Source organism: Paramagnetospirillum marisnigri (assembly GCF_001650715.1).
GTDB classification, from domain to species: domain Bacteria; phylum Pseudomonadota; class Alphaproteobacteria; order Rhodospirillales; family Magnetospirillaceae; genus Phaeospirillum; species Phaeospirillum marisnigri.
Map to the genome: position 1 here is coordinate 172680 of NZ_LWQT01000120.1, position 12463 is coordinate 185142.

Annotated in this window: 8 protein-coding genes and 2 tRNA genes; 5 read left to right on the forward strand and 5 right to left on the reverse strand. The window is 61.9% G+C overall.

Annotated features, from left to right (window positions below):
• Position 1: 1 nt before the first annotated feature.
• The 4 genes from A6A04_RS20470 to A6A04_RS20485 all read right to left on the reverse strand — a co-directional run bounded on the left by A6A04_RS20470 (position 2) and on the right by A6A04_RS20485 (position 6913).
• Complete coding sequence (locus A6A04_RS20470; protein ID WP_068495862.1) at positions 2-1918, reverse strand: diguanylate cyclase domain-containing protein; 1917 nt, start codon at positions 1916-1918, stop codon at positions 2-4.
• Between the two features lie 19 nt (positions 1919-1937).
• Positions 1938-4601, reverse strand: coding sequence for a valine--tRNA ligase (locus tag A6A04_RS20475; RefSeq protein ID WP_068495863.1), 2664 nt, complete (start codon positions 4599-4601; stop codon positions 1938-1940).
• A 91-nt stretch (positions 4602-4692) separates the two neighbouring features.
• Positions 4693-5397, reverse strand: a complete 705-nt coding sequence (locus tag A6A04_RS20480) for a DUF2497 domain-containing protein (protein ID WP_245651323.1) — start codon at positions 5395-5397, stop codon at positions 4693-4695.
• 142 nt (positions 5398-5539) lie between these two features.
• Entirely contained in the window at positions 5540-6913 is a 1374-nt protein-coding gene (locus A6A04_RS20485) for a TolC family outer membrane protein (protein WP_068495865.1), read from the reverse strand.
• Positions 6914-7142: 229 nt separating this feature from the next.
• On the opposite strand from A6A04_RS20485, the gene A6A04_RS20490 reads away from it, so the two are divergent.
• The 3 genes from A6A04_RS20490 (at position 7143) to A6A04_RS20500 (ending at position 9536) form a co-directional block, all read left to right on the forward strand.
• Positions 7143-7216 (forward strand) — tRNA-Cys (locus A6A04_RS20490).
• 71 nt (positions 7217-7287) lie between these two features.
• Positions 7288-7362 (forward strand) — tRNA-Asn (locus tag A6A04_RS20495).
• 173 nt (positions 7363-7535) lie between these two features.
• Positions 7536-9536 (forward strand): DUF6538 domain-containing protein, encoded by a 2001-nt coding sequence (locus A6A04_RS20500; RefSeq protein WP_068495866.1) that lies wholly within the window; start codon positions 7536-7538, stop codon positions 9534-9536.
• 503 nt (positions 9537-10039) lie between these two features.
• Here the strand turns inward: A6A04_RS20500 and A6A04_RS20505 are convergent.
• Positions 10040-10489 carry a PilZ domain-containing protein gene (locus tag A6A04_RS20505; protein WP_245651324.1) on the reverse strand — a complete coding sequence of 150 codons (450 nt, stop codon included), beginning with the start codon at positions 10487-10489 and terminating at the stop codon, positions 10040-10042.
• 231 nt (positions 10490-10720) lie between these two features.
• Here A6A04_RS20505 and A6A04_RS22035 point away from each other — a divergent pair, with 231 nt between their 5' ends.
• Both A6A04_RS22035 and A6A04_RS20520 read left to right on the forward strand, forming a co-directional pair.
• Complete coding sequence (locus A6A04_RS22035) at positions 10721-11380, forward strand: response regulator transcription factor (protein ID WP_082915094.1); 660 nt, start codon at positions 10721-10723, stop codon at positions 11378-11380.
• 122 nt (positions 11381-11502) lie between these two features.
• Positions 11503-12463: MobA/MobL family protein (locus tag A6A04_RS20520; protein WP_156612721.1), on the forward strand; the 961-nt coding region annotated here is incomplete at its 3' end.

Sequence of the window (12463 nt, forward strand, 5' to 3'; positions counted from 1 at the left end):
CTCAGTCATCCCCGGCGAAGCGGAAATTGTTCTTGCCGCCGCGCTTGACCGCGTACATGGCCTCGTCGGCCAGCCGCACCAGCCCCGGCCCGTCCTCGGCGTCATCGGGATAAAGCGCGATGCCGATAGAGCCACGCACCTGGGCGGTACCGCCTTCCAGCTCATAGGGGCGACCCAGCTGTGACAGAATCTTGCCCGCGACGATGGCGGGCTCGGTGCGGCCGGTGACCCCTTGCAGGATCACGACGAATTCGTCGCCCGCCAGCCGCGCCAAGGTATCGCTGGAGCGCATGCAATCCGAAAGACGCAGCGCCGTCTGTTGCAGCAACACGTCACCGGCGGCGTGGCCCAGGCTGTCATTGACTGCCTTGAACCCGTCGAGGTCGAGGAACATCAGGGCAAAGCCCTTGGACTCCCGCTTGGCCTGACGCACGGCCTGGGACAGCCGGTCGAGAAACAGCGAGCGATTGGGTAGACCGGTCAGAGGATCGTAATTGGCCTGACGCCAGATTCGTTCCTCGTCTTCCTTGCGGTGGGTGATGTCGGTGAACACCGCCACATGATGACTGACCTTGCCCGCCGCATTGTGGATCACCGAGATGGACAGCCACTCGGCGAAGAACTCGCCGGATTTGCGGCGGTTCCACACCTCGCCCGACCACCGCCCATGGCGGTCGAGCTGTTTCCACATGGCCGCGTAAAACTCGGCATCGTGACGGCCGGAGTGCAGGAATTTGGGATTGCGGCCCAGCACTTCGTCGCGGGGGTATTCGGTGATAGTGGAAAAGGCCGGATTGACGAAGACGATACGGTTGGCGGAATCGGTGATCACCACCCCTTCCGACACGGTTTCCAGCACCTTGGCCGCCAACAGGATCTGTTCCTCGGCGGCCTTGCGCTCGGTGATATCGTAAATCCAGGCCAGATTGACCGCCTCGCCCCGGAAATCGGCGGAACGGATGGTCAGCAGGCTCCAGAACGGATTGCCGTTCTTGCGGCGGAACTCCACCTCGGCATCGTCCAGACGGCCGTCGTTGCGGCGAAGCTCGCGCAGCACGCCCAGACGCTGGGCATCGTCCACATAATGGTCGCGGGCCGAAGAAGCCAGGAACTCCGCCTTGCTCATGCCGATGATGTCGGTGAAGCGGGTATTGGCGAAGACGATCCGACCATCCTTGCGCCGCGACACCGAGACCCCGACGGGGCTTTCCTCCAGGATGCGCCACAGGCGCTCCTCGCTTTCCTGCAACTGGCGGGCGGCGCGGGAGCGTTCCTGGATATCGGCGGTGAGGCGGCGTACCAGCGGCTGGAACACGCCGATGGCCGACAGCACCAGGCTGCCGATAACCAGCAGGAACGACACCGCCTGCAGCACCTTGAGACGTTCCGCCATGGCCTCGCCCTCGGCCTGGAAATGGGCGGTGACCTGCTCCAGCCGGGCCAGCAGCGGCCCGGCGGCGGCGGCGGACAGTTCCACCAGATCGGGATCATTGGCGCCGGGCGGGGGGCGGCGATTTTGCAGGGCGCGGCCATGGGCGATGAAATCGCGCATCTCGCGATCCAGGGCGCGCAGCAAGGTGTCGAAGGCATCGCCGTTGTCCTCGGCGGCCAGGACCGCCCTTTGGGCCAGTTGGGCATGGCGGGTTTCAAGCTGGTCGAGCGCATCGGCCAGCAGGGATTCCATTTCGCCCGAGCCGCCCGAGCCCATCGCCGCCAGCCGGTTGGCGGCGAAGGCCACCCGTTCCACCAGCATGCGCTGGCGGCCGGTGACATTGATGGTCTCGCCGTTGCCCGCGGTGTCGGAAATGGCCTGGGTCAGGGCGAGGAAGGACAGCAGGGCGAGAAAGCCCACCACCACCAGCACGGCGATGTAGCGGGTCGTCAGTTCCCGGGTGATCTTTTCACCGAGATCGGCCATTGCCTTCCCGCTTCACCTTTCAAGCCCCCGACAGACGCTCCAGGGCCTCGCGCAGTTTCTCCATGGCCGTGGCCCATTCGGCGCGACGCTCGCGCTGTTCCGCCACCACCTCTTCCGGCGCTCGGGCCAGGAAGTCGGCATTGCCCAGCTTCTTGTCCACCTTGGCGATCTCGCCGTCCAGACGGGCGATCTCCTTGTCCAGGCGGGCCCGTTCCTTGTCCACGTCGATGACGCCCGACAGCGGCATCACCAGCGTCGCCTCGTCCACCACCATCTGGGCCGCGCCGTGCGATGATGCCTGGGCGATGCGCGAGGCCTCGGCCTGGCGGTCGAAGGCGCTCAGACGCGCCAGACGGGTGATCAGGTCGGCATGGGTGGCCGCCCAAGCGGCTTTCTCGGAGGTCAGCCCCGCCACCAGCAGATCGACCTGGGCCGAGGGCGGCACATTCATCTCGGAGCGTACCGCGCGCACGGTGGAAATCACCCGGACAACCCAGTCCATTTCCGCCTCGGCCCCGGCATCGGCCAGACCGTCCAGCACCGGCCACGGCCGCAGCATCAGCGCCTCGCCGCGCGAGGCCAGTTGCTCCCACAGCTCCTCGGTAATGAAGGGCATCAGGGGATGCAGGATGTGCAGGATCTGGTCCAGCACCCAGGCGGCGGTGGCCCGGGTCTCGGCCTTGGCGGCTTCGTCGGCGCCATTGAAGATGGGTTTGGCGAATTCCAGATACCAGTCGCAGAAGGTGCCCCAGACGAACTGATAGGCGCCCCCGGCGGCGGCATCGTAGCGGTAGGTCTCGATGGAGGTCCCCACCCTGGCGGCGGTCTCGGCGGTCTTGCCGACGATCCAACGGTTGACGGTCTCCTTGACCGCCTTGGGGTCGAAGCCGTCCACCGGATGACACTGGTTCATCTGGCAGAACCGCGCCGCGTTCCACAGCTTGGTGGCGAAGTTGCGATAGCCCTCGACCCGGCCTTCCGCCAGCTTGACGTCGCGCCCCTGGGCGGCCAGCGCCGACAGGGTGAAGCGCAGGGCGTCGCAGCCGTATTTGTCGATCAGGTCCAGGGGGTCGATGATATTGCCCTTGGACTTGGACATCTTCTGGCCCTTCTCGTCGCGGACCAGGGCGTGGATGTAGATGTCCTTGAAGGGCACGTCGCCCATGAAATGGATGCCCATCATCATCATGCGGGCGACCCAGAAGAAGATGATGTCGAAGCCGGTCACCAGCACGTCGCCGGGATAATAGCGCGCCAGTTCCGGGGTCTTTTCCGGCCAGCCCAGGGTCGAGAACGGCCACAGCGCCGACGAGAACCAGGTGTCCAGCACGTCGGCATCGCGCACCAGGGGCTCGTCCTTGCCGTAATGGGCCCGAGCGGCGGCCTTGGCCTCGGCCTCGGTTTCCTCGACGAAGAAGGTGCCGTCGGGGCCGTACCAGGCCGGAACCTGATGCCCCCACCAGATCTGGCGCGAGATGCACCACGGCTGGATATTGCGCATCCACTCGTAGTAGGTGTTTTCCCAATGCTTGGGAACGAAGCGGGTCTTGCCGGTCTCCACCGCCTCGATGGCGGGCTTGGCCAGGGTGGCGGCATCCACGAACCACTGATCGGTCAGCCAGGGCTCAATCACCACGCCGGAGCGGTCACCATAGGGCACCATATGGGTGTGGGGCTCGATCTTCTCCAGCAGCCCCATCTCCTCGAAGGCGGCGACGATCTTCTTGCGGGCGTCGTAACGGTCCAGGCCGCGATAGCCCTCGGGCACCTCGTCATTGGTGCGGGCGTCGCGATCAAACACATTGATCAGCGGCAGGTCGTGGCGGCTTCCCACCTGGAAGTCGTTGAAGTCGTGGGCGGGAGTGATCTTGACCGCGCCGGTGCCCTTGGTCGGGTCGGAATATTCGTCGGCGACGATGGGGATCAGGCGGTTGCAGATGGGCAGGCGAACATGCTTGCCCACCAGATGGGCGAAGCGCTCATCCTCGGGATGCACCGCGACGGCCGAGTCGCCCAGCATGGTCTCGGGCCGGGTTGTCGCGACAATAATATAGGTATTATCAATGCCTTCTACTGGATACTTCAAGTGCCACATATGGCCCTTGACCTCGCGCTGTTCCACTTCCAGATCGGAAATGGCGGTGTGCAGCTTGGGGTCCCAGTTGACCAGACGCTTGGCGCGATAGATCAGGCCCTGACGATGGAGGGTGACGAAGACCTTGCGGACGGCGGCCGACAGCCCCTCGTCCATGGTGAAGCGTTCCTTGGCCCAGTCGGGCGAGGCGCCCAGGCGCCGCAACTGCCGGGTGATGGTGCCGCCGGATTCCGCCTTCCAGTCCCACACCCGCTCGACGAATTTGTCGCGGCCCAGATCATGACGGGTGACCTTCTGGGCTTCCAACTGCCGCTCCACCACCATCTGGGTGGCGATGCCGGCATGGTCGGTCCCCGGCTGCCACAGCGCGTCGCGCCCGCTCATGCGCCGGTAGCGAATCAGCACGTCCTGCAGCGTGAAAGTCAGCGCATGGCCCATATGCAGGCTGCCGGTTACGTTGGGCGGCGGCATCATGATGGTGTAGGGCTGGCGGTTCGAGGTGGTATCGGCGGCGAAGGCGCCGGACTGTTCCCACTTCTCGTAATGCCTGGGCTCGACCTGGGCGGGGCTGTACGTCTTTTCCAGCATGGCGTTTGGCTTGCGCTTTATCTTGGGGTGAACATGAAAACGGGGCGGCCCGATCTGCCGGGCCGCCCCCTGTGATACGATCCGGCGAAGATTAATAGTCTTCGGAGCGGTTTACCATCCTCTCGATCTCTTTCTTGACGATGCGTTCGATCATGTAGGGCAGGTTCTGGTCGAGCCATTCCTTCAGGATCGGGCGCAGCAGCTCGTTGACGAGATCTTCCAGGGTGACGGCGCTGTTGCCCAGGCCGAACGCCTTTTGGCGGACGATCTCGCGGGCCAGATTGGACAGCAGCGAGGCGCCGTGGTCGATATTGGGCTGCGCCATCAGGCCGCTGTCGTCCATCGGGACACGACGCGGCGGCGGCGGCGGCGGAATATAGGGTTCCGGCTCGGGCTCGGGGTCAAAGCTGCCGAGATCGGGCTTGAAGTCATTGATATCGAAGGCGGGTTCGGGCTCCGACGGAGCCTCTTCCATCACCATGTCCTCGGTCAGTTCGAGGATATCGTCGTCCATTTCCGGCTCGGGTTCCGGAATGGGCATGGGCTCGGGTTCGGGCTCCGGCGCGGGGGCGGGAGTATCGAACAGCGAGTCGATATCGTCCTGGGCGAAAGCGACGGGTTCCGGTTCCGGCTCGGGCTCGGGCTCCGGCGGCGGCATGGGCTCAGGCTCGGGTTCCGGTGGCGGCGGCTCCGGAGCCTTCGGCTTATCCTCGGCCTCATCCTCCGACAGAATCCGTCGGATGGAGGCGAGGATGTCCTCCATTGATGGTTCTTGCTGGGCCTTGTCTTCGCTCATGTCACGGCTTCTGTCTGCCTGCGCCCGGAAAAGGGACCTGCTGCAAGCTTGCAGCAGAGCCGGTAACAAATGGTTAAAATTCTACGAGCAACCAATGGAAACTTCGACCAAGCGTCGGATTTCCGTCAAAGCTCGTTCAGTTCTACTCGTATCCATTCTCCATGTCGATGCCGTTGCCGATCCATTTGCCGCGCACGTCGTCGTAGTGCTTGGTCGGATCGTAGATGGACACCGGGAGATTGAGCCCCTGGGCGGTCATCTGCCCCATGGCTGACTTGACCTGGAAAGCGGCGGCCAGCACATCGCGCTCGGCCTTGGTGCGATTGACGCGGGCGTCGAACAGTTCCTGCTCGGCATTCAACACGTCGAGAACGGTACGCGAGCCGACCTTGGATTCCTCGCGAACGCCGGCCAGGGCCAGTTCGGACGCCTTGATCTGGGCCTCGAAGGCACGGGACTGGGCCTGGGCCGCCTGCAGGCTTTCCCAAGACTTTGTGGCGGTTTCCAGTGCATCGCGCCGAGCCTGATCGGCCTCGATGCGGCGCTGACCGGCGGTATGCTTGGAAGCCCGCACCCGGGCATAGGTCCCACCGCCCTCATAGAGGGGCACCGACAGATTCAGCAGCACCTCGCGCGAGATGGTCTCGGACTTCATGGTGGAGGTCTGCAAGGTGCGATTGAGATTGCCGCTGAGCGACACGGTGGGCAGCAGTTCGCCGAACACCAGATCGACGCCATCCTTGGCGGCGGCATGGGTATAGTCGGCGGCCAGCACCGTGGGATACTGGGCCAGGGCGACGGTCTTCAACTCGTCCAGACTGGCGGGCAAGGCGCCAGGCAGGGCCGGCTGGCGCGGCGCTTCGGGCGGGCGGCCGACGGAATTGACGTAATTGGCCAAGGTGCTTTGCAGATTACCCTCGGCGGCGATACGGTCGGCGCTGGCCTTGGACAGGCGCGCCTCGGCCTGGCTGACATCGGTGCGGGTCAGCTCTCCCACCCGGAAGCGCTCCACGGTCGCCTCCAACTGACGCTTCAACACCAGTTCATTGTTCTGGCTGAGCTTCAGCACTTCCTCGTCCCGCACCACGTTCAAATAGGCGGTCGCGGCGGCCAGCAGCACGCTTTGCTCGGTCCCGGCCAACAAGGCGCGCTCGGCCAGCACGGTGTTGTCGGCCTGATTGGTGGCGGCGGCGGTCCGGCCGCCGCGATAAAGCGGCTGGCTCAGGGTGACGGCGCCGGTCTTGGGCGTGCGGGTGCTCTCGTACTTGGCATAGGCGTTGTTGGAATAATTGCCACGCCCGATGGAGCCCGTCATGGAAACGGTGGGACGCCAGTTGGCTAGGGCCTGGGGCACGGCTTCGTCAGCGGAGCGCAGGCGCGCGCGCCGCGCCAGAAGATTCGGGTTGCTGGCATAGGCGGAGGACAGGACGTCCTCGAGCGATTCGGCCGCCGCGGGTTCGACGCCCGCCAAGCCGGCAACGACAACACCGGCCAGCAAAATGCCCGCCTTACGCATCACGCACCTCTTCGAAAATAGAGTTCCCATCCCCGAACGGAAATCCCTGCTCAGCCGAACATTAGCCTCCCGGGACGGAAGATCAAGGACTATTCCGTGGCGCAGAGCCCCCCCTCCGGCAAGGGATACGGCCGATGAAAAGAAAGTCTGCAAACCCGGCTTGACCGCCTGCCCATCAACGCGTATAAGCACGGTCCTCACGTCGGCCCCCGGCCGATCGGGCCGGTTAGGCCGGGTGGCAGAGTGGCTATGCAGCGGACTGCAAATCCGCGTACGTCGGTTCAATTCCGGCCTCGGCCTCCACCGTCCCCGGGCTGGGGCGACGTGATGAACGAGAATTCTTCGGCTTGCCGTGCCGCTTGGGCAGCCGATGATCCGGGGTAGCTCAGCGGTAGAGCAGCCGGCTGTTAACCGGCTGGTCGGGGGTTCGAATCCCTCCCCCGGAGCCAGATGAAGGAAAAGCCGACCGTCAAACGGTCGGCTTTTTCATGTCAATCCCTTGAAAAGAAAAGCAAATCGCCGCACACCGGAAACCCGGTGGCGAGCCGCTTTTGCAGGGTGTCGCACCTATGTGAGACACCTTCATGCGACACCGCCGCCCCGAATGAATGAATGCGGCACCATGACCAATCATCTCTATCGACGTGAGGCAACCTACTATTGGCGTAGCCGCCTTCCCCGCCCCATCGCTACGATCCTCGGGCGCAGCCACTACGCCCGCTCGCTTCGCACGACTCATCCCGAGACGGCCCGCCGCCTTGCGCGAGCCGTGTCCGCAATGGTAGAGCAGGTGGCGCAGCAGATCAGGAGTATGTCGATGGTCAAAAAGCGCCAGCCGACGAAGGATGACCTCGACCGTATTCTGCTCGACCTTTTCACTGAAATCTTAGAAGTGGGCGAACTGGAAAGAGCGGCACGGCCAGCAGGTTGGTCGCCATGGGTCATCGACACCGATATAATCGATGAAGACGACCCATCCCTTGACACCGCCTATCCCGAATACAATGCCGAGGAGATTCGTGCCGCCCTGCTCTACAATGAACTCGGCATGGGCGAGCAGTGCGCCGATGACCAGTTGCGCGAGCGTGGATTCGAACGGCCAGACGGCCCACACCAGTGGCGTGGCTACGTGCGCAAGGTGCTGGCGACCATCGCCGCCGCCGAATGCCTGAATGCAGAACGGGAGCGTGGCGTCTATCACCCGCCGATCCATCCCTTTGTTTCCATCGGGGGTGGCCCTGCCCTCGGACTTGGCGGCGCAGGGGAAGAATCCGCCCGCCAGAAACTTTCCGAGATGTTCGAGGCCAATATCACGTCCAAGAAGGCCGAGGGAAAATGGAAGGCCAGCGGCGACACCGAACAGCAAGCCCGCATGGCCTTGCGCCTCTTCCTCTCCTACAAGGGCGACCTGCCTTTCGCCCAAATCACCAAACCCGACGCTTTCGCATTCCGTGAATGGCTCTGCGGCCTGCCCTGTCTGGTCGGCAAGGGCATATATAAGGACATGGACTATCGAGCCGCCGTCGCCCTCCGCCAATCCGTCGAAAAGGCGATGGGGAAGCGCGGGTCGCGCGAAGCCACCGATACGATCACCGTTGGCGGTCTGACCATGACCAGACGCGACGCCGAGGCAAGAGCCGAAAAACTGTCAAAAACTACCGTCAATAAGCACCTCACCTTCTTCACCGACGCCTATAACGAGCGGATCAAGAAAAGCGGATTGGCGCTGCGAAATCCATTCGAAGGCGTGCTGTTTGCCGAAAAGGACTTGAAGAAAGATGCCAGCAAGCGAAAGCCATGGCCGATTTCCGAACTCCAAGCATTGTTCAATACTCCTCTTTTCACTGGTGCGGCGGGGCACCGCCCCGGCAAGCGAGCAAGGGCCGGAGACTTTCTTGCCGATGATGGGCCATTTTGGCTGCCGCTTATCGGCCTGTTCACGGGAGCCAGAGAGGACGAGATCGCCAGCCTGGCCCTTGACGATCTGCAATTCGACAGCGACGCTGAGTGCTGGATCATCGACATCAAGGCTGGGAAGACCTCCAATGCGCCTCGAAAAATCCCTGTCCATCCCGAATTAATCAAGATCGGACTGGTTGAATACCGCCAAGAAGTCGAGAAATCCGGCGCTTCCGATCTATTCCCCGAGTTTCATGACCAGTATCGTGATGCTGGCGGTGTTTTCTCCCGCTTCTTCACGAAGTATCGCCGCGATTGTGGAATATACGAAAAGTGGAAGGACTTCCACGCCCTCCGCCACACATTGAGGACAAGCCTCTACCGAGAACTGCAAGCCCATCCTGTCTTGGTGCGGGAGATGATGGGCCATGCCCAGATCGACGAAATGGACGTGGTGTATTTCCATGGATTCGAACCGAAACAGTCCGCCCCCGTCGTCTCGGCCCTCACCTTCGCGCCGCTCGATCTATCCCATCTTCACAAGCAGAACCAGCCGCAACGACGCTTCTTGGCACCCAAGCAGGCCAAGAATCAGGGGGCGCAGCGAACGCAAAGCCCGCCTGAACGCAAAGCCAGTATCGTCGCCAGCAGCAAGGCTGAAAGCGAGCGCCAGATTACTCACCGCAAGCGTGTTCTAACGCCCGCGAAGCATCGAAAGCCTTAATGAGGTGTGGAGCACCCGCTATTCGCTCTTATCGTTGGATTTCGGCGTCGAAAGTAAAAACGCCTCATGGATGCGTTTGCATGTCTTACGAAGATAACAATCCTGCGAATCAGAACATGAGGAAACAGCACTCACCATTTCCGACAATACATCACCCCCATTGTCATGTTCTGATACACGAAGCATGGCGTAAAATCGCTTAGACAGACAATGCCGCCTACGGGATTTTGAACTCATCGCCTTGGCCACTTATTGAGTGCCTGAATAACGACACACTCGAATGTATCAGAACCCCAAGCGGCCTCAACCCTGCTCACGGAAGACGAGCCATTCTGGTGACATTCGCCGACCCCTGCCGCTCTGCATCGCTCACGAGCAAAGGACGCCCTCTCGAACGCGTCCCGAAGTGCATCAAGGGCCGCACGATACTCATCGGCGGCATCGACCTCATTGCTATCGTTTCGGGATGAATCCATCGGCTCCGTATTCCGTTGCGCCAGTTCCTATTTGAAGTAGGTCGGCTCCGATCCCGTCGTCTTACTGATATGACCGATGATGTAGCGCAACAGCCCCACGGTGGGGATGAATCGCCCCCGTGTCGTCTCGTAGTCGATATCAACGACTTCAACCCGTCCCTCGACGCAGTCCTTCATATCGTCCAGTCGCGCCAGTTTCAGGCTTACGGTCGCTCCGACGTGGCTACCATTGCCCTGATACTTGACACCCTCAACCGAAATATCGATCACGGGGTGGCTGCGATTGTCGATCAGAACCACCAAGCCATGGCCAATCTTGCGACTATGCTGACGCCGTTCATGGTGCTGGCTCATGCAATGGAGACCTTTCGGAAGAGCGCTACGATTTTGGTGATTGAAACGATTGGTGTATTCGCTTGCAGGCTTCCCATAGGTCGCAGATTTTCTGATCGGCGCAGCGGCAGCCGACAGAAACAACTTCCTGCAATACAGTTTCGTTTTTGATGAATGCGATCATCATCGAAACACGCTTTGCCACGCAATGACGCTGATTTTTATCGTTATGGGCGATCATTTTTTCGACCGATCAGCGAATAATCCTTGACAAGAGTTTAGCCCCCCCCCCTAGACAAAGGTTTATTCGTAGATTTTACGCACATACCCATGCCATAGGGCGCATGCGGCGCGCATTCTTCGCAGAAGGTCGTATTGCAAGCCTCAAATCGGTTCGCCATTTCCGTTGTCGATGATGACCGAGACTATCGGGAAATCCTCCGATGGAACCTCGAATCCCGTGGATATGTCGTCGCCGAGTTTCCCGATGCGGACTCGTTCATCGCAGGACATGACGTATCGTCGATTGGGTGTCTTCTGATCGATTACCGCCTAGGCATAATGAATGGCATCGAAGCATTCAAGCAGGTGCGTCTGCGAGGAAACGACGCCCCCGCTATCATTCTCTCTTCCCAAGGCGATATCCCCGCAGCAGTTCAGGCTGTCAAACTCGGCGCATACACATTCTTTGAGAAGCCGAACGACTTCGAACCACTCATGCACCTTGTTGCCGAAGCATGCGAAGTCCATCAGGAACATCGTCAAAGACATGGCCCTTTAATGGATGCATTAAAATATTTCCAGAGCCTGACTTTGCGGGAAGCAGAAGTTTTCTGGCTGATTGTCGAAGGAAAAGCCACCAAGCAGATAGCGCAAGAACTCTCCATTAGCCCTAGAACCGTAGAAGCACACCGCAGTAGTATTTTCGAAAAGTTCGAATGCGCAAATCCGAAGGCTTTGTTCTCGGCCTCGGTCCATTTGAGGACGATCAGACTGATCGATGCTGAGAGCCTGTCGGACGATTCAGAGGGGTAATAGCCACTCGCCCGAATCAGAAACAATCCTACTTCGATGATAGAGCACGGCGCATTTAGGCAAATGGGACAGGTCCATTTGCGTGCGTCGCCCGCCTACCGGCGGTCGGTTCGAGGTGCGCCATGGCGATTTACTCATTCAGCGTCAAGCCACTGGCGGCCGGGAAGGTCGGGCCAGCTGTGGCCTACCAGACCCGCCGGCCGTTGCGTTTGAATGGCGAGACCTTCCGGCCCTCCAAGACCGGCGGCTTGGCGGCCGAGGGCGTCGTCTGGCCGCCGGGTGTTTCCGGCGACCTGATCATGGGCGGACGAGACGCCCTATGGGCCGCCGTGCTGGACGGCGAACGCGTCCGCAAGCGCGGGCCGCGACAAGGCGACATCCGACGACGGGCCGTGGCCGGTCGCACCGCCATCGCGGCTCTTCCGCATGAACTGTCCGCCGCCCAGCGCCATTCGCTGGTCGAGGACTTCGGGCGGGCGATGGCCGACCGATACAGTTGCGCCGTTGATTACGCCATCCACGCCCCTGACTCCGCCGGAGACCAGCGCAATTACCATGTCCATCTCGCATGGACGGAGCGGGTCATCCTTGGCGATGGGACCGGATCAAAAATTCGAGCCTTCGGCGGGCGCGACCGGGCCGAGGAACTGCGTCGGATTCGGGAGATGTGGGAAGACTGCTGCAATCGCCATCTCGCGCGGGCCGGGGTCGTGGATCGAATCGATGCCCGATCACTGGCGGCACAGGGTATCGCACGACGGCCCACACGGCACCGAGGCCCCGGACAAACCGCCATCGCCCGCAAGCGCCCGGCCATATCATGGGCGGTGGCCATGGTGCCCCACGACCGGCGAGCCATGCGCCAAGACGCCCGCGCCGCCGTCTTGGCGCTCGCCCGTGCCGTCCGGCTCGCCAATGACGAAGCCTCTCGGCTGGCCGCATGGAAGGCATTGCTCGCCAACTCCCGCGACGCCATCAAACTGGGTCTCGCCCAAGGCGACGCTCTGGACTTGGCCAAGTGGGCGCAGCGGGCCGAGGCCGCAGCGGCTTGCACGAAAGCACCGGCTCGGCCTTCCGGCACCC

Coding starts and splice junctions, on each gene's coding strand:
- A6A04_RS20475 (WP_068495863.1), bottom strand. CDS start 4,601: ATGCTGGAAAAGACGTACAGCCCCGCCCAGGTCGAGCCCAGGCATTAC.
- A6A04_RS20480 (WP_245651323.1), bottom strand. CDS start 5,397: ATGAGCGAAGACAAGGCCCAGCAAGAACCATCAATGGAGGACATCCTC.
- A6A04_RS20485 (WP_068495865.1), bottom strand. CDS start 6,913: ATGCGTAAGGCGGGCATTTTGCTGGCCGGTGTTGTCGTTGCCGGCTTG.
- A6A04_RS20500 (WP_068495866.1), top strand. CDS start 7,536: ATGACCAATCATCTCTATCGACGTGAGGCAACCTACTATTGGCGTAGC.
- A6A04_RS20470 (WP_068495862.1), bottom strand. CDS start 1,918: ATGGCCGATCTCGGTGAAAAGATCACCCGGGAACTGACGACCCGCTAC.